We start from the raw sequence: 16,703 nt of genomic DNA, 5'->3' as shown, positions 1-16,703 counted from the left end.
TGTACGTCCGATGTCAGTGTCTGTCATCACTACACTCGTCGCCATGGGTCGATGGGAGCCGGATGCACGCGGACGCCTCGCGCGGGTCGCGCTGGAGCTCTACGCCGAACGCGGCTTCGAGCAGACGACCGTCGAGGACATCGCCGAGCGCGCCGGCGTCACCGAGCGCACGTACTTCCGGCACTTCGCCGACAAGCGCGAAGTGCTGTTCGACGGTTCGGCGACGCTGCAGACGCTGCTGGTCGACGCGATCCGCGACGCGGCGCCCGGGCGCCCGCCCATCGAGGTTGTCGGAGACGCGTTCGAGAGCGCGGCAGCACTGCTGGAAGAGCGCGGCGACCATGCCCGGACGCGCGCCGGAGTCATCGCCGCCAACCCGAGCCTGCAGGAGCGCGAGCTGTACAAGATGGCGACGCTGAGCTCGGCTGCCGCGAGCGCCCTGCGCTCGCGCGGGGTTCCGGCGGCCTCGGCGTCGCTGGCCGCGGCCGCCGGCGTCGCCGCGTTCAGCGCCGGCTTCGAGGCGTGGGTCGCGGACGCGTCGTCGACGGACCTCGCCGGCTGCATCCGCGCCGCGCTCGACGAGCTGCGGGCCGTGACTCAGGGCTAGGACAGGCTCGGGGCTGCTAGGACAGGCTCGGGGCTGCTCGGGGCTGCTCAGGCCTGCTCAGGGCTGCTCAGGGCTGCTCAGGGCAGGTTTGGCGGTAGTCGCCGAGCGTGGAGGCGTAGGTCGACCACTCGCTGCGCGTCAGGTTGCGGCCCGCCAGGCTGCACGCCGCGGCACTGAGGTGGGCCGGGTCCAGGTCCCACTCGGCGACGCCTTCCGCGACCGAGACCAGGACCGCCTGCCCGTCCGGTCGCAGGTACCCCGGGTAGACGACCGGCTCGGCGTCGTCGTACCGGGTCTCCTCGATCGAGTGGTTCACCACCGAGAACGGCACCGAGCCTGGCAGCGGGTCGCCGAGCCGGATCCCCGCCGCCGCGTCGTAGATGCTGACCGTCTGGTCATTCGCGGTCGCGACGAGGACCGCGCCGTCGTCAGAGAACTCGAGGTTGTTGATCGCGCCCCGCGCACCCGGCAGGTCGCGAATGGTGCGCATCGTGGAGCTGTTGACCAGTGCGACCGCACCACGGTCGGCAATCGCCAGGACGCCGTCGTCGGACAGTGCCACGGCGTCGGCGTTCGGCCGCGGCGACCCGATGACCTGACCGGTCGCGCCGTCGAACATCTGCAGGAACGTCTCGACGGAGCGGTCGCCACTCCTGGCCGCGGACCAGTCCGAGCCATCCACGGACGCGACCGCGACCAACGAGCCCTCGGCCGTCACTGACACGTCCAGGACGAAGAGGTTGCCCCCCAGTGGCGGCGAGAGCCACGCACCGGTAGCGGCGTCGCCGACCCAGACCTGCACGTCGTTCATCGACACATAGGCGCGGTCCCCGCGGCGCGACGGCCACACCGACCTTGCCAGGACGGGGACGTCGAGACCATCCAGGACCTCTCGGCCGGTGCGCGCGTCGACGGAGTGCATCGTGTTGGTCGCCGGGTCGTAGGTGAGGACGGTGTCCTCGAACATCCATCCGACGGCCTCGAGCGTCGGCGGCAGGAGCGCCTTCGGGGCGTCCTCGCGGGCGTCCCAGACCGCGTAGTGCGTCAGGTCCGCGCTCGGGTCGGAACCGGTCGCACGCCGACCTGTGATGAACGAGCGCCCGTCCGGCGCGTAGCCGGACACAGCGACCTGACCGTGCGCGATGACACGGGTCACCGGCCCGGAACCGTCCACCCGCCACCGTGCGACCACCGGCGCCGACGCGCCGAACGCGACGAGCTCCCCCTGTGCGACCGTGAGCTCGCCGACATCGCCGAGCTGGACGTCACGCTGGACACCGGTCGGGTTGCCGTCGACCAGGGACCACTCCCGGACGACTCCGAAGGCGTCGCCGCAGAACACGAGGCCGGGTTCGGGGGCGGCCGCAAGCCACTCGCACGGCTGGTCCGCGCGCATGGGCGCCGTCCAGCGCACCGACCCGGTCGACGGCTCGACGGCGACCAACGCCGACGCACCGACCAGGACGACCATGTCGTCGCCGGCCGCGACGGCGTGAAGCTCCGAGGCACCGGTCGTCGCCTCGACCGTCCGCACAAGTCGGAGCGCCCGCGGGTCGAGCACGCGGATCGCCCCGTCCTGGGCTCCGACGACGAGCTCGCCGGAGTCGTCGAACGCGGCCCCTGCCATCCCGGACCCCGCGGCCGTCCCCGTCACCACCCCGTCGGCGACGCGCCGGGCGGTCACCGCGCCGGTGTCGCCCGCGACCGTCACCACCGTCGACCCGTCCGGGGCGAGGGCGAGGTCGCCCGCCGGGCCGGTCGACACCGGGCCGAGAAGCCGCTCGCCGCTGGCGAGATCGTCGACGGTCAGCGATGCCCCGACCTGGATCGCGACCCTGGTCCCGTCCGCGCTGACCCGCACGAGCGGACGAGGTCCCTCCTCGCTCTGCGCCACCGGCTCGAGCGTTCGGACCACGGCGCCCGTCTCGGTGCTCACGATCTCGACCGTCATCGCATTGACGACGATCACGGAGGTCGAGGTCCCGGGAACCGCGGCGCCTGCGATGCGGGTGGCGCCCGGCACGCGGCGATAGCCGACGAACCCCGGCGCGGCCGTGAAGGTCGCCAGCAGGGCCGATCGCGCCCGCGCGTCGTGCGGCGCTCGCCGGAACGCTTCGACCGCGAGCAGCGCACCCGCGTCCCGGTTGGTGCTCTGCAGCGCGATCGACTGGTTGACCAGGGACTCCAGCTCGGCCGTCGTGCGGGCCCGAGCCGCGTCCGCCCGGCTCACGCCCGCGAGGCTCCCCGCGACGACGGCCACGACGAGCACCGCGACCGCGGCCGACAGCGACACGCGCAGCCGGCGGTTCTGCCGGGCGTCCCTCGCGGCCCGTCGTGCCAGCTGGTCCGCGTCCGAGAGGCGCAGCGCCTCGGACGCGTCGAGGAACTGCCGCTCGAGCTCCGTCAGGTCCGGCGTCGCGCCGGCCCGCCACTCCAGTGCCACGTCCAGCCTCGCGCCGCGGTACAGCTCGCCGTCCGGACGGCCCAGCGAGTCCCACCCGGCGGCGGCCGCGGTCAGGTGCCGCAGGATCCGGACCCCCGCGGCGTCGTCGTCGAGCCAGGCACGCAACCGCGGCCACGCCCGCACCAGCGACTCGTGGGCGATCTCGACGGTGCCCTCGTTCATCGTCAGCAGCCGCGCGCGCACCAGGTCGTTCATGACCCGCTCCCGAGCCGCGTCGAGACCCAGCGCCTGCACGGGCTGGCGGCGATGGATCGCGCCGCCCTCGACCGACGGCGTGACCAGGCGCAGCAGGACCGCCCGGCACGCGGACCGGTCCGCCTCCGGGTACGCCTCGTAGAGGCGCTCTGCCGTGTTTGCGACTGCCGCCGAGATGCCGCCGGACGCCCGGTACCCGTCCACCGTCAGCACGGAGCCGTCGCGCCGAGCCCAGGTCTCCACGAGCGCGTGCGAGAGGAGCGGCAGCGACCCGGACCCGTCGTCGGCGTCCTTGACCAGGAGCTCGACCAGGCCGGGCTCGAGACGCAGGCCGGCACGGACCGCCGGCTCCTCGATCACCTCGCGCAGCTGCTCGTCGCTCAGGGCACGGACGAGGTGCAGCCCCTTCTCGGTCAGCTGGGCGAGGCGGGGGTCCTGGCTCAGCCCGGCGATCTGGTCGGCCCGGACCGTGAGGACGACGCGCCGGGTCTCGGTGGCCTCGGCGAGCAGCCGGCAGAACTCGCCGACCACCTCGTCGGGGTAGCCGCGCAGGAAGAGGTCCTCGAGCTGGTCGACGACGAGTGCCGCCGGTTCGCCGCCGAGGGCGTCGACGAGCGTGGCGATCGGGTGGGGTCCCGGCATGACGACGACCGGCTCGACCCCCTCCCGCAGGAGCGCGGCCGCGACACCGGCGCGGGCCAGCGAGCTCTTGCCGGCCCCGGACGGTCCGGCGATCACCAGGAGCGGGGTCGACCGCAGCCGGTCCAGGCACGCTGCGACCTCGGCGGACCGGCCGAAGAACCGCTCACCGTCCTCGATCCCGTAGGCAGGGAGCCCGCGGTACGGGCAGTCACCAGAAGCCATCGGCAGCCTGGTCGGAGCCGCGATCGCCGGGGCGTGGTGGAGCACCTGCTGCTCCAGCCGTTCCAGCTCGGCGCCGGGGTCGACTCCCAGCTCGTCGGCGAGGAAGCGCCGCGCGTCCCGCAGGGTGCGGAGCGCATCGCCCTGCCGCCCGCACCGGTACTGCGCCAGCGCGAGGATCCCCCACCGACGCTCTCGGAGCGGCTCGTCCGCCACCAGCGTCTGCGCCTCGCTCACGACGAGCCGGTGCTCGCCCGCGGCGAGCTGGGCGTCGAGCAGGTCCTCCTGGCACGCCGACCGCAGGTCGGTCAGTCGGGCGACCTCGCTCGTCGCACCCGCCCAGCCGTTCAGGTCCGCGAACGGGTGCCCGCGCCAGAGCGCCAGCGTCCGGCTCAGCGTGCTGGCGGCCCGGTCGGGCTCCCCCGACGCCATGAGCGCCCGGCCACGTGACACCCCATCGACGAACCGTTCGACGTCGATGTCGTCGCTCGGCAGGTCCAGACGGTAGCCGCCGGCGCACGTCACGACGGCCCCGGCGGGGAGCGCCTTGCGCAGGTGCCCGATCGTCGCCTGCAGCTGCTTCGGCCAGGTCGACGGCGGCGTCGGCCCCCAGCTCGCATCGGCCAGCTCGTCGACGCTCACGGACACCGGACGGCGCAGCACGAGGGCGCACAGCGCGGTGCGCGCCCGAGGACTCAACGGTGACGAACCATCGTCGAGCTCGACCGGGCCCAGCACGCGGACGCCCACACTGCGATTGTTCGACCGTCGGGTACCGAGGTCAATCACCCGCATACCCGGTGCATACCGCCCCGATGCGGGCCGCATACCGCTGACGCGCACGGTCGGCGCATGAACAGACACCCGCACGTCAGAACCCTGATCACCTTCGACGGAGAACCCGAGCCCGAACCCGAGCCGGCGGACCGCGTCCGCCCGCACCGGGGCATCGGAGTCGCTGTCGTCGTGGCGGCACTCGCGATCGCCGCCACGTTCGCCGCCCGCACGCCCTCCGGTGAGGCGCTGGCGGCCTACCCGTCCCCCGCGCCGGTCTCGACACGCACCGCGCAGCCCTGCGCACCCGGCGTCCTGTGCTCACCCTCGGCAGAGGTCGCCGCCTGCGGAGGCAAGACGCTCGGGGTCCCGTTCCCCGAGTACCCCTGTGGACCCGGGGGTGGCTACCGGCCCCTCGCGTCCTCCACGTCGGGCCCGGCGTGCACGCTGACGAGGCCGCGCGCGGTCGAGTGAGGCCGTGGTCGCGGGGCCCTGACGAAGCGCACGGTCAGGTCCCCGCGATCACCTGCGAGTACCAGTGAGCACTGTCCTTGGACGTGCGCTCCTGGGTGTCGAAGTCGACGTTGACCAGGCCCCAGCGCTGACGCAGGCCACGCGCCCACTCGAAGTTGTCGAGGAACGACCACGCGTAGTAGCCGCGCAGGTCGACGCCGTCGTCGATCGCCCGAGCCGCCTGCTCGAGGTGGGTGCGGAGGAACTCGATCCGAGCGTCGTCGTGCAGCCCGGGGTACGTCTCGTCGTCGGGGATGCCGTTCTCCGTGATGGCCATCGGCGGCAGGTTCGGGTAGTCGTCGCGGAGCCGGGTCAGGAGGTCGTACAGACCCTCGGCGTGGATCTGCTGCCAGCCCGCGGCCGACGTCGGGTACGCGTTCCCGTAGTTCCCTCGCTCGTCGATCATGGCGACGCCGTAGTAGTTGACGCCCAGCACGTCGCAGGGAGCGCCGATCACGCCGAGGTCGCCTTCGTGCACGAGAGCCGCGAACCGGTCCGGGTCGACGTGGAGCTGGCCGTTCAGGTCGCCGATCGCGTCGGTCGGGTACGCCCCGGTGAGCAGCGGGTCGAGGAACATGCGGTTCTCGACGGCGTCGACGCGCACGGCCGGCTTGTCCGACGAGCCGACGTGGTAGACCGGCAGGAGGTTGAGCGCGATGCCGATCTGACCGTCGGCGCCCGACGCGCGGAACGCCTGGGTCGCCAGGCCGTGCGCGAGCAGCTGGTGGTGCACCGCCGCGACGCCCGCCTCCGGGTCACCCAGACCTGGCGCGTGCTCCGTGCCTGCGTAGCCGACGTAGGCCGTGGTCTTCGGCTCGTTGATCGTCAGCCAGGTCGCGTCGACGTCTGACAGCGCGTCGAAGACGATGCCTGCGTAGTCCGCGAACCGCTGCGCCGTGTCGCGCGCCGCCCAGCCGCCGACGTCCTGCAACGGCTGCGGCAGGTCCCAGTGGTAAAGGGTGATCGCCGGGTGGATGCCGCGGTCGAGCAGCCCGTCGACGAGCCGCCGGTAGAAGTCGACGCCCTTCTGGTTCGTGGCACCCGACCCTGTCGGCTGGATGCGCGGCCACGCCAGGGAGAGCCGGTAGGCGGGGATGCCGAGCTCGACGAGCAGGTCGAGGTCGGACTCCCAGAGGCGGTAGTGGTCGGCGGCCGGATCACCCGTCGCGCCGCCGTCGATGTGGCCGGGCTTCGCGGCGAACGTGTCCCAGATCGAGGGCCCACGACCGTCGATCGTCGTCGACCCCTCGACCTGGAACGCCGAGGTGGCGACGCCCCACGTGAACGCTGCCGGGAAGCCGGGGATGCTCGACGACGGAGCCGGCGACCGCGACGGTGCAGGCGTGCCGGTCGGCGTGCAGGCCGCGAGCAGCACGGCTGCGCCACCGGCGAGGAACGTTCGGCGGTCGATCGGGTCGGGCATGCGTCGGCTCCTCGTCGAGCGGTCGCGTCCGTCGTGGGCTTCGTCGTGGGATCGCTCCCACACCGTCACCGACCCATCGTACGGCGATCCGCCGACATGCCCCCGTCCGACCGCAGATGCCGCATCCGGGTGAATGGTCCGGCCAGCCGTCCGGTGCCCGCGAGCGCGCTGGCACCATCGTGCGATGAACGCGTTCGCGCCCGCTGGTTGGTACCCCGACGGATCGACGCCCGGCGTGGTGCGCTGGTTCGACGGTTCCGGCTGGACCGAGCACACCGCGCCGGACCCAGCGGCCGCGGCCGTGCCGGCTCCGGCTCAGCAGCCGGTCCTGGTGCCGCAGGCATGGTCCGCGAAGCCGACCGCGCCGGTGCACCAGGGAGCGCCCGCGGCCGGCCACGTCGGCTCGCCCGCGCAGGCGTTCGGGACAGCGCAGGCGTTCGGCACAGCGCAGGCGTTCGGCAAAGCGCCGGCGTTCGGCACAGCGCCGGCGTCCGGCACAGCGCAGGGGTTCAGCACAGCCCCGGTGTCGGGCAGCGCCCCGGCGTTCGGCAGCGTCGTCCCGGTGCGGGTCGGGCAGTCGCTGAACCTCGCCGACCACGTCGCGGACGGCGCCGACTACCAGCGCAACCGCAGGGACGACGCGCTGAGGCTGCGCCGCCGGGGCTTCGGCATGTACTACGGCGCGCTCGCGATCCTCGTCGTGACGGGCTGCGTGGGTCTCGGGATGGGCGGGATCGACCTGCTCTGGTGGATCGGCGGTGCGGCCGCCTTCACGCTGCTCGCCCGGGCATGGCGGGACTACCAGAACGCGACGTTCCGGGGCGCGCCGGAGCTGACCCGGACGATGTGGATCGTGGCCGGACTCGGGTTGGCGCTGGCGGTCGCCGTGTACGTCGGCGGGCCCGTCGTCGTCGTCGACAGCCTCGCGCACATCGGCGACGACGCGACGCTCTAGCGGCTGTCGAGGATCACCCGCTCCGGGGAAAAAACACGCCGGGTGCGCGTGCGTGCCGAGGCCTCTGACGGGTCTAGCCTCTGTTCCACGAGTCGTGCTCCACCCCGCGCGGGCGGTGCCGGTCCAGTCACCCCAGAACGACAAAGACGAGGACCCGTCATGACCTCCGCTTCCGCGCGCCCGAAGAGCGCCTACAACACGATCGACGTCGCCGCCACGATGGACGAGTACCTGGACCGCACCGACTGGCGGGTCAACGCCAACGCCAACCAGGGGTACTCCCTGGGCGGGCTGATCCTGCAGACCGCAGGAAAGGTCACGGCCAACTACTGGCTCTCGCAGGTCTACCCGCCGGCGGTCGGGGAAGCCCACCGTGCTGGTGACCTGCACATCCACGACCTCGACCTGCTCTCCGGCTACTGCGCCGGCTGGTCGTTGCGCATGCTGCTCAGCGAGGGCTTCAACGGCGTGCCGGGAACGATCGAGTCGCGGCCGCCCAAGCACTTCTCGTCGGCCGTCGGCCAGATCGTGAACTTCCTGGGCACGCTGCAGAACGAGTGGGCGGGCGCGCAGGCGTTCAGCTCGTTCGACACCTACATGGCGCCCTTCGTGCGCACCGACGGCCTGGAGTACGACGAGGTGCACCAGCTCGTGCAGGAGCTCGTGCACAACCTCAACGTGCCGTCCCGGTGGGGCACGCAGACGCCATTCACCAACCTGACGTTCGACTGGACCTGCCCCGACGACCTGCGCGACGAGGTTCCGCTCGTCGGTGGGGAGCCAGTGGACTTCACCTACGGCGACCTGGCCGTCGAGATGGCGATGATCAACCGCGCCTACATCGAGGTCATGACCGAAGGTGACGCGTCGGGCCGGGTCTTCACGTTCCCGATCCCGACCTACAACATCACCCCGGACTTCGACTGGGACTCCGACAACGCCGACCGGCTGTTCGCGATGACCGCCAAGTACGGGCTGCCGTACTTTCAGAACTTCCTGAACTCCGAGCTGGAGCCTGGCCAGATCCGGTCGATGTGCTGCCGCCTGCAGCTCGACCTGCGTGAGCTGCTGAAGCGGGGCAACGGGCTCTTCGGGTCGGCCGAGCAGACCGGCTCGCTGGGCGTCGTCACGATCAACTGCGCGCGGCTCGGGTACGTCCACAAGGGCGACTGGGACGGGCTGCTGGGGGCGCTCGACGAGCTGCTCGACCTGTCGCGCGACTCGCTCGAGATCAAGCGTGAGGTCGTCGACCGCTACATCGCCGACGGGCTCTTCCCGTACACGCGCCGCTACCTCGCGGGCGGGCTGGTCAACCACTTCTCGACGATCGGCGTCAACGGGATCAACGAGATGGTCCGCAACCTGACCGGCGACGAGGAGAACATCACGACGCGGGCGGGACACGCGTACGCGGTCGCGCTGCTCGACCACGTGCGGGCGCGGATGGTCGAGTTCCAGGAGGCGACCGGCCACCTGTACAACCTCGAGGCCACCCCCGCGGAGGGCACGACGTACCGGTTCGCCAAGGAGGACCGCGCACGCTTCGCCGACATCCTCCAGGCGGGCACCGACCGCAACCCCTACTACACGAACTCCTCGCAGCTGCCGGTCGGGTTCACCGACGACCCGTTCGAGGCCCTCGACCGGCAGGACGAGCTGCAGACGAAGTACACGGGCGGGACCGTCCTGCACCTGTACATGTCGGAGCGCCTCTCGACCCCTGAGGCCTGCCGCAAGCTGGTGCAGCGCGCCCTCGAGAACCACCGCCTCCCGTACATCACGGTCACGCCGACGTTCTCGATCTGCGCGTCGCACGGCTACCTGGCGGGCGAGGTCCCGGCGTGCCCGACCTGCGGCGCGACGACCGAGGTGTGGACCCGTGTCATGGGCTACCACCGGCCGGTGTCGTCGTTCAACGTCGGCAAGTTCGGCGAGCACGAGGAGCGTCTCCACTTCTCTGAGCCCCTCGCATGACGTCGCGACCGCTGGTCGTGGCCGGTCTCACGCCGCTCTCGACGTGCGACTGGCCCGGCCAGCTGGTCGCCACCGTGTTCCTGCAGGGCTGCCCGCTGGCCTGCACCTACTGCCACAACCCGGACCTGATCGATCCTCGTCGGCCCGGCACCGTGCCGTGGGCCCAGGTGCTGGAATTGCTGTCCCGACGACGCGGCCTGCTCGACGGCGTCGTGTTCTCCGGGGGCGAGCCGACGATGCAGCACTCGCTGGTCGGCGCGGTCCGCGACGTCCGCGCGCTCGGGTTCGCCGTCGGCCTGCACACCGCGGGCACCTACCCCGCACGGCTCGAGGAGATCATCGGCCTCGTCGACTGGGTCGGGCTCGACATCAAGTCCGTGCCGCGCCTGTACGCGGCGCAGACCGGTGTCGACGCCTGGGGCAAGGCGCTCGCGTCGCTGGGCATCGTGCAGCGGGCGGGCGTCGCGATGCAGGTCAGGACCACGGTCGACCCGACCGTGCAGACGGACGACGACGTCGCCGAGCTGACCGACCTGCTCGCGTCGCTGGGGGTCGAGGAGCACGTGCTGCAGGAGGTGCGCCCGGACGGCACGACGACCGAGTACCGCGCGTCGCTCGAGCATCACGGCGCGCGCGGACGCTGAGCACGCGTTCGAGTGACTCCGGGGGTCTCGGCGAGGTACGCCGGCATCCCGGGCCGGTCCGCGACGACGGTGACACCGGTGACGGTCACGGTGCCCTGACCACGAGCGACGCAGGCGGGTGGCGTCAGGATGTGCCCGGGCGGGCGCTCCCGCGATCGCGGCACGGCGATCGTCCTGCGTACGGTCGGCGCATGACCGCTCCGCGCCCCGCCACACCCGACGACATCGACGCGATCCACTCCCTGCGCCGCTCGCTCGAGGAGTGGATGGCCGCGCGTGGAACGGTCCAGTGGCCCGTGGGCTCGCTGCCGCGTGAGCGCATCGCCTCGCAGGTCGCGGCCGGCGAGTGGCACGTCCTCGACGACGACGCCGGCCTCGTCGGCACCATCCGGGTCCTGTGGTCGGACCCCGACTTCTGGGGTGCCGACGAGACCCCGTCGGTCTACGTGCACGGGTTGATGGTCGACCGCACGCGTACCGGCCAGGGCGTCGGCACGGCCCTGCTGGACTGGGCGCGCCGGCGCGGGCTCGACGCTGGCGTGCAGAAGCTCCGGCTCGACTGCAGGACCACCAACCCGGTGCTGCGCACCTACTACGAGGGCTACGGCCTGACGGTCGTCGGGCGGCGCGACTTCGCCGACTTCTCCTGCCTGCTGCTCGAGCTCGACCTGCACTGAAGGGTCCCGCTAGCCGCCGGGCGTCGCCTCGATCGCGGCGAGGTCGCGCACGGCGTACCGGTGGTGCTCCCACTCCTCCTCGAGGATGGTGCGCAGGCACGACAGGACGGTCTCGTCGTACTCGGGGCACCATGGGTTCTTGCGCGTCTCGGCCAGCTGCTCCGGTGTGACGTCGGCGAGGAAGTCACGCACCCGCGCGACGTGCTCCGCCCGAACCGCCAGCACGTCGGAGTAGGACGGCAGCTGCGACGAGAACACCGACAGGTCGTTGCCGTGGGACGCGTACGAGGCGTCCGGCTGGCCGATGGGGTGGAAGGGCTGCTCGACCCCCTGGATCGCCCGGCCCAGCCAGGTGTCCGTCGCCATGACGAGGTGCCGCAGTGTCTGGGCGAACGACCACTCGCCGTCCACGCAGACGTCGACCGCGCCCGCCGGCATGCCCGCGACCCGCTCCAGCGTCGCCGCCCAGGTGCGTTCGACCGCCGCCCACGCCGCGCGCAGGCCGTCCGGGTCCGCCGCGCGCCGGCCCTCGCGGCCCGGGAAGCGCCGGTTGAGCTCGGCGTCGACGAACGGCGCCACGTCCACACCGTTGACGAGCAGGGAGCCTTCACCCTCCAGCAGCCACGGCGCGTCGATGTCCGCACCCTCCACGTCGACGCCGCGCATCACCGCGCCGGCGAGGCTCGACCTGGTGAAGCGGGCGCCCTCCAGGTCCGCGCCGGTGAACTGCGCGCCGCGCAGGTCGTCGGACCGGTCGAAGGTGGTGGCCATGGCTGCTCCTGTGCCGAAGGAGTCGGGCATTGACAGCCATTGTCGTCAACGAGCGGGCTCGCGGCAGTCCCACATCGAGCCCGGCTCGATGTCGGGCTCGATGCGGCTACCGGGACAGCCCGCGGCTCAGGCCGCCGACCAGCCTCCGTCGGACGGCAGGATCGCTCCGGACACGTTGGTTCCGTCGTCGCTCAGCAGGAACGTGATCGACGCCGCGAGCTGCGCCGCCTCGGCGATGTCGGGCATGACCGTCATCGCCGCGCTGATCCGTCGTTGGCCGTGCGCGGAGGCGAAGCTCGCCTCGATGCCGGTGGCCACCGGGCCCGGTGCCACGGCGTTCACGCGGATCCCCTTCGGTCCGTACATGAATGCCGAGCTCTTGGTGATCCCGACGATCGCGTGCTTCGACGCGGTGTAGGCCAGGCCTGCAGCCGACCCTCGGAGCCCGGCCTCGGACGCGATGTTCACGATCGAGCCGCGCCCGGCCGCGAGCATGGTGGGCAGGACGGCACGTGTCAGGCGGAACGTGCCGTCCACGTTGACCGCGAAGATGCGCTCCCAGACGGCGTCGGACACCTCGTGCAGCGGGGTCATGTCGTCGGCGATCCCGGCGATGTTCGCGAGCCCGTCGATCCGGTCCCCCGCCGCCGCCACGATGCGCGCGACGTCGTCCTCGTTCGTGATGTCAGCCGTCACGGCCACGATCGCCGCTCCGGCGTGCTCGGCGACGAGAGCCTGCAGCCGGTCCTCGGCGATGTCGACCGCGACGACGCGTCCGCCCTCGCGCGCGATCCGGGACGCGGTCGCGCGGCCGATGCCCGAACCCGCCCCGGTGACGATGACGGTCCTGCCCTCGAACCGGCCGCCGACCACGCGCTCGACCCAGGGCTCGGGCTCGACGTCCTCGTCCTGGTCGTCCGTGTCGGTCTCGTCGGGCTCGTCTGCGGCGACACCGACCGGCAGCTCGCCGCTGTTCGCCCGCGCGACGAGGTCGTCGACCGTCTCCTGCGTGAGCATGCCCTGGCTCATCGCCACGAGGCGCTGCAGCGAGAACAGCCGCACAGGCCGGAGCACGCTCGCGTCCTGCCCCCCTTGCGCGAGCATGTCCCGCAGCAGCGGTCCGCCGACGGGGTGCTTGAGCCACTCGCCGACCGACGAGCTCGCGGTCAGTGCCTTGTCCTTGCGTGCCATGTCGAACCTCTCCTTCCGGTGGGCGTCGGCGTCAACCGACGATCGCGGCTGCGACTCGTGCGGCGGCGTGCTGCGCGCCCAGGTAGCCGAAGACGACCGCGGGGCCGATGGTCGCGCCCGGGCCGGGGTACGTCCGTCCCATGACCGAGGCCGTCGTGTTGCCCGCGGCGTAGAGCCCCTCGATCACGTCGCCGGACTCGTCCAGGACGCGCGCGTGCTCGTCGGTGAGGAGCCCGCCCTTGGTGCCGAGGTCACCCGGGACGAGGCGCACCGCGGTGAAGGGTCCGCGCTCGATCGGGCCGAGGTTGGGGTTCGGCCTCACGGTGGGGTCGCCGTAGTAGCGGTCGTAGGCGGAGTCGCCACGGTGGAAGTCCTCGTCGAGCCCCGACGCCGCGAACCCGTTGAACCGCGCGACGGTCGCGCCCAGCCGGTCCGGGTCCATGTGCAGCAGCCGGGCGAGGTCGAGGAGGGTGTCGGCGACGACGATCGTGCCGTTCTTGCGCAGGGCCTTGGTGCCGCTGGGCGCGATGCTGAAGAGGTAGCGGCGGCGGGCACGTGCGTCCATGACCAGCCAGGACGGCACCGCCGGGGAGACCTCGTCGCGCTCGAGCATGGCGTGCCCGAAGTCGATGTAGCTGGCGGACTCGTTCGTGAACCGCGCACCGCCTTGGTCGACCACCATGCTGTAGGGCATCGACCGCTCGCTGAGCACGAAGCCGTTCATGCCCTCGTCCATGGCGACGCCGGCACCCCACCACGCGTCGTCCATGAGCGCGAGCGCTCCGCCCGCGACCACGCCGGCCTCGATCCCGCTGCCCATGTCGGTCTCGGCGGCCGAGCTCCAGCCGCTCACCCCGTGGTACCGCTCGCGCCACTCCGTACGGTGCGCAAACCCGCCTGCGCCGAGCACGACGCCACCGCGTGTCCGTACGGCACGGGTACGGCCCGGCGATCCCACGATCGCGCCCACGACGACGCCGTCCTCGACGACGAGCTCCGTCAGCGGCGTGCTCAGCAGCACCGGCGTGCCCTGCTCGCGCACGATCGCCATGAGCGAGCACACGAGTGCGGCACCGATGCCCGCGGGGCGCTGACCCGTGACGAGCTTCGACAGCGTGCGACCCACGAACCTGGCGCCCCGCACGAAGCCACCGGTCGTCGACCAGGCGCGAGCGAGGAGCCAGACGTCGTCGGTCTTGAGCGGCAGCGGCATCCCGCCGTCGGACATCCGGGACTGCTGCATCCACGACCCGAGCCGCTTGGTGTTGAACGGCTCCGCCTCGATGCTCCGGCCGATCCGGCCGCCCGGACGTTCGGGGTAGTAGTCGGGGTAGTCCTTGGCCCGCGCCCAGCGCACGCCGAGCTCGCCCAGACGATCGACGACCTCCGGCACCGCCTCCACGAACGCACGACGACGTTCCGGCGAGCTCGCCGGCCCGACGTCGGCGACGACCTCGTCCAGGTAGGTGAGCGCATCCTGCGCCGAGTCCTGCACGCCGTCCCGCAGCATCAGCGGGTTCGCCGGCATCCACAGCCCGCCGCCGCTGCGCATCGTGGTGCCACCCCAGCGATCGGAGGCTTCCACGACCAGCACCGACGCACCTGCGTCCGCCGCGGCGATCGCCGCAGCAAGGCCCGCGCCACCCGTCCCTGCGACCAGGACATCGACGTCGTCATCCCATGACCGCGCCATTGCGGCCTCCTTCGGAAGCTTGAAGCGGAGGAACACCCTCCGCTTATCCAGGGTACCTCTTCCTCCAGCGACGCGGGAGGCGCCAGACTGACCGCTGTGACGACGACGGGGGACGCAGTGCTGCGGGCGGACGCGCAGCGGAACCGGGCCCGGGTGGTCGCGGCGGCGACCGCGCTGTTCGTCGAGGTCGGGCCGGACGTGCCGCTCGACACCGTCGCCCGGGCCGCGGGCGTCGGGATCGGCACCCTCTACCGACGGTTCCCCGACCGCGACGCACTCATGCACGCCGTCGTCAGCGACGCGCTCGACGCCGTCCTCGCGGACGTGAGCCGCGCCCGCGAGCGCTCGGGCACCGCGTGGGACGCGCTCGTCCAGGCGCTCGGATGGTCCCCCGACGTGCGGCTGATCCTGCGCCTCGTGGAGCTCCCGTCCCTGGCGGAGAGCGCCGCCCTGCGGAACGACCCGCACGTCGCCGAGGTACGGGACGGGCTCTTCGCGACGATCGACGCCCTGGTCCACGCCGCACAGCAGGAGGGCACCCTGCGGCTCGACGTGACGACCGGAGACGTGCTGCTGCTCATGTCCGCCGTGAGCCGCGCACTGCCGGCGGCGAGCGACCGCGCCGAGAACGCGTACGTCCGCGCCCACGCGCTCGTCCTCGCCGGGCTGCGCGCCGCCGACCACCCGCCGCTGCCCGGAGACCCGGTCCGGGTGGCCGACCTGTCGTTCTGATCGCGTCGTCCTCCCTGGCACAACGGCACGTCGACCTGCTGCGCGGAGAGCACGACGGAAAGCGTTCGCAGACTCGGGACTACTGGCACTACTGCTCACTGCCGAACCCGTTCGACGCTCGACTTCTCGCAACGTCGCGAGAAGCCCCACGCGGGGTCGAACAGGCAAGGAGTACGCGTCATGGACAGCATGCGGGCCGGCGTCGTCCGGTCGTTCACCGCAGACCTCGACATCGCCGAGGTACCCATCCCCACAGTCGGCCCGCACCAGGCTCTGGTGAAGGTCGACTACTCCGGCGTGTGTCACACAGACCTGCACGCCGCGCACGGCGACTGGCCCGTCAAGCCCACACCGCCGTTCATCCCGGGCCACGAGGGCGTCGGCCACGTCGTCGCCGTCGGCGACTCGGTCACGCGCGTCGCTGTCGGCGACCTGGTCGGCAACGCCTGGCTGGCCTCGGCGTGCGGCGAGTGCGAGTACTGCGAGACGGGCTGGGAGACCCTGTGCCCGAACCAGCAGAACAGCGGGTACTCGGTCGACGGGTCGTTCGGGCAGTACATGCTCGTCGACTCGCGCTACTGCCCGGTCCTCCCCGACGGCGTCGACCCAGCAGCGGCGGCGCCCGTCCTGTGCGCCGGCGTCACGGTCTACAAGGGCCTCAAGATGACCGACACCCAGCCCGGCGAGTGGGTGCTGATCTCCGGCATCGGCGGCCTCGGCCACCTCGCGGTCCAGTACGCGGTCGCGATGGGTCGCCGGGTCGCCGCCATCGACGTCGACGACGCGAAGCTCGCGCTGGCGACGAAGCACGGTGCCGAGGTCGTCGTGAACGCGGCGAACGAGACCGACCCGGCCGCCCGGCTCCAGGAGCTCACCGGCGGGGTGCACGGCGCCCTGGTGACGGCCGTCAACGCCCACGCGTTCCCCCAGGCCGTCGGTGCCCTGCGTCGCGGCGGCACGGTCGCGCTGGTCGGGCTGCCGCCGGACCAGTTCCCGCTCGACATCTTCACGACCGTGCTGTTCGGGCTCACGGTGCGAGGGTCGATCGTGGGAACCCGCAAGGACATGACGGAGGCGCTCGACTTCTTCGCCCGCGGACTGGTCACGCCGACCTTCACCGTCCGGCCCCTCGACGACATCAACGCGATCTTCGCGGAGATGCTGCGCGGCGAGATCGACGGTCGGGTCGTCATGGACATGCGCAGCTGAGCTCGCCCTGGTTCGGGGCG

Annotated in this window: 13 protein-coding genes; 8 read left to right on the top strand and 5 right to left on the bottom strand. The window is 72.2% G+C overall.

The features are described 5' to 3' along the window. The first annotated feature begins 43 nt into the window (after window positions 1–43). The gene (locus AC1DPN_RS02285; RefSeq protein WP_477083097.1) at window positions 44–607 is read left to right on the top strand and encodes a TetR/AcrR family transcriptional regulator; all 564 of its coding nucleotides are present in this window, start codon (window positions 44–46) and stop codon (window positions 605–607) included. Window positions 608–674: 67 nt separating this feature from the next. Here the strand turns inward: AC1DPN_RS02285 and AC1DPN_RS02280 are convergent, their stop codons facing one another. Continuing rightward, window positions 675–4,877, bottom strand: a complete 4,203-nt coding sequence (locus AC1DPN_RS02280; RefSeq protein WP_477083096.1) for an nSTAND1 domain-containing NTPase — start codon at window positions 4,875–4,877, stop codon at window positions 675–677. Window positions 4,878–4,979: 102 nt separating this feature from the next. Here AC1DPN_RS02280 and AC1DPN_RS02275 point away from each other — a divergent pair, with 102 nt between their 5' ends. Further along, a complete protein-coding gene (locus AC1DPN_RS02275; protein ID WP_477083095.1) occupies window positions 4,980–5,375 on the top strand; it encodes a hypothetical protein in 396 nt (131 codons plus the stop codon). 34 nt (window positions 5,376–5,409) lie between these two features. Here the strand turns inward: AC1DPN_RS02275 and AC1DPN_RS02270 are convergent, their stop codons facing one another. After that, on the bottom strand, window positions 5,410–6,837 hold the full coding sequence (locus AC1DPN_RS02270) for a GH1 family beta-glucosidase (RefSeq protein WP_477083094.1): 1,428 nt from the start codon (window positions 6,835–6,837) through the stop codon (window positions 5,410–5,412). A gap of 184 nt (window positions 6,838–7,021) precedes the next feature. On the opposite strand from AC1DPN_RS02270, the gene AC1DPN_RS02265 reads away from it, so the two are divergent. The 4 genes from AC1DPN_RS02265 (at window position 7,022) to AC1DPN_RS02250 (ending at window position 11,087) form a co-directional block, all read left to right on the top strand. After that, a complete protein-coding gene (locus tag AC1DPN_RS02265) occupies window positions 7,022–7,792 on the top strand; it encodes a DUF2510 domain-containing protein (protein ID WP_477083093.1) in 771 nt (256 codons plus the stop codon). 159 nt (window positions 7,793–7,951) lie between these two features. After that, a complete protein-coding gene (locus AC1DPN_RS02260) occupies window positions 7,952–9,766 on the top strand; it encodes a ribonucleoside triphosphate reductase (RefSeq protein ID WP_477083092.1) in 1,815 nt (604 codons plus the stop codon). Beyond that, window positions 9,763–10,410 (top strand): anaerobic ribonucleoside-triphosphate reductase activating protein, encoded by a 648-nt coding sequence (locus tag AC1DPN_RS02255; RefSeq protein ID WP_477083091.1) that lies wholly within the window; start codon window positions 9,763–9,765, stop codon window positions 10,408–10,410. The genes AC1DPN_RS02260 and AC1DPN_RS02255 overlap by 4 nt, the downstream gene beginning before the upstream one ends. A gap of 191 nt (window positions 10,411–10,601) precedes the next feature. After that, on the top strand, window positions 10,602–11,087 hold the full coding sequence (locus AC1DPN_RS02250; RefSeq protein ID WP_477083090.1) for a GNAT family N-acetyltransferase: 486 nt from the start codon (window positions 10,602–10,604) through the stop codon (window positions 11,085–11,087). 9 nt (window positions 11,088–11,096) lie between these two features. Here AC1DPN_RS02250 and AC1DPN_RS02245 read toward each other — a convergent pair whose 3' ends face one another. The 3 genes from AC1DPN_RS02245 to AC1DPN_RS02235 all read right to left on the bottom strand — a co-directional run bounded on the left by AC1DPN_RS02245 (window position 11,097) and on the right by AC1DPN_RS02235 (window position 14,742). Beyond that, entirely contained in the window at window positions 11,097–11,858 is a 762-nt protein-coding gene (locus AC1DPN_RS02245) for a DinB family protein (RefSeq protein ID WP_477083089.1), read from the bottom strand. 126 nt (window positions 11,859–11,984) lie between these two features. Beyond that, the gene (locus AC1DPN_RS02240; RefSeq protein WP_477083088.1) at window positions 11,985–13,049 is read right to left on the bottom strand and encodes an SDR family NAD(P)-dependent oxidoreductase; all 1,065 of its coding nucleotides are present in this window, start codon (window positions 13,047–13,049) and stop codon (window positions 11,985–11,987) included. A 31-nt stretch (window positions 13,050–13,080) separates the two neighbouring features. After that, complete coding sequence (locus AC1DPN_RS02235) at window positions 13,081–14,742, bottom strand: FAD-dependent oxidoreductase (protein ID WP_477083087.1); 1,662 nt, start codon at window positions 14,740–14,742, stop codon at window positions 13,081–13,083. A 96-nt stretch (window positions 14,743–14,838) separates the two neighbouring features. On the opposite strand from AC1DPN_RS02235, the gene AC1DPN_RS02230 reads away from it, so the two are divergent. Both AC1DPN_RS02230 and adhP read left to right on the top strand, forming a co-directional pair. After that, window positions 14,839–15,474 carry a TetR/AcrR family transcriptional regulator gene (locus tag AC1DPN_RS02230; protein WP_477083086.1) on the top strand — a complete coding sequence of 212 codons (636 nt, stop codon included), beginning with the start codon at window positions 14,839–14,841 and terminating at the stop codon, window positions 15,472–15,474. 180 nt (window positions 15,475–15,654) lie between these two features. Beyond that, the gene (adhP, locus tag AC1DPN_RS02225; protein ID WP_477083085.1) at window positions 15,655–16,683 is read left to right on the top strand and encodes an alcohol dehydrogenase AdhP; all 1,029 of its coding nucleotides are present in this window, start codon (window positions 15,655–15,657) and stop codon (window positions 16,681–16,683) included. The last annotated feature ends 20 nt before the right edge of the window (window positions 16,684–16,703 follow it).

This window comes from Cellulomonas sp. P4_H4 (assembly GCF_056400865.1).
Note: the sequence above shows the minus strand (reverse complement) of the source record. Positions and strands in the feature narration are given on the sequence as shown.

Excerpts from the sequence above, each read along its gene's own strand:
- AC1DPN_RS02285 (WP_477083097.1), top strand. The coding sequence starts at position 44 with ATGGGTCGATGGGAGCCGGATGCACGCGGACGCCTCGCGCGGGTCGCG.
- AC1DPN_RS02275 (WP_477083095.1), top strand. The coding sequence starts at position 4,980 with ATGAACAGACACCCGCACGTCAGAACCCTGATCACCTTCGACGGAGAA.
- AC1DPN_RS02270 (WP_477083094.1), bottom strand. The coding sequence starts at position 6,837 with ATGCCCGACCCGATCGACCGCCGAACGTTCCTCGCCGGTGGCGCAGCC.
- AC1DPN_RS02265 (WP_477083093.1), top strand. The coding sequence starts at position 7,022 with ATGAACGCGTTCGCGCCCGCTGGTTGGTACCCCGACGGATCGACGCCC.
- AC1DPN_RS02260 (WP_477083092.1), top strand. The coding sequence starts at position 7,952 with ATGACCTCCGCTTCCGCGCGCCCGAAGAGCGCCTACAACACGATCGAC.
- AC1DPN_RS02255 (WP_477083091.1), top strand. The coding sequence starts at position 9,763 with ATGACGTCGCGACCGCTGGTCGTGGCCGGTCTCACGCCGCTCTCGACG.
- AC1DPN_RS02250 (WP_477083090.1), top strand. The coding sequence starts at position 10,602 with ATGACCGCTCCGCGCCCCGCCACACCCGACGACATCGACGCGATCCAC.
- AC1DPN_RS02245 (WP_477083089.1), bottom strand. The coding sequence starts at position 11,858 with ATGGCCACCACCTTCGACCGGTCCGACGACCTGCGCGGCGCGCAGTTC.
- AC1DPN_RS02240 (WP_477083088.1), bottom strand. The coding sequence starts at position 13,049 with ATGGCACGCAAGGACAAGGCACTGACCGCGAGCTCGTCGGTCGGCGAG.
- AC1DPN_RS02235 (WP_477083087.1), bottom strand. The coding sequence starts at position 14,742 with ATGGCGCGGTCATGGGATGACGACGTCGATGTCCTGGTCGCAGGGACG.
- adhP (WP_477083085.1), top strand. The coding sequence starts at position 15,655 with ATGGACAGCATGCGGGCCGGCGTCGTCCGGTCGTTCACCGCAGACCTC.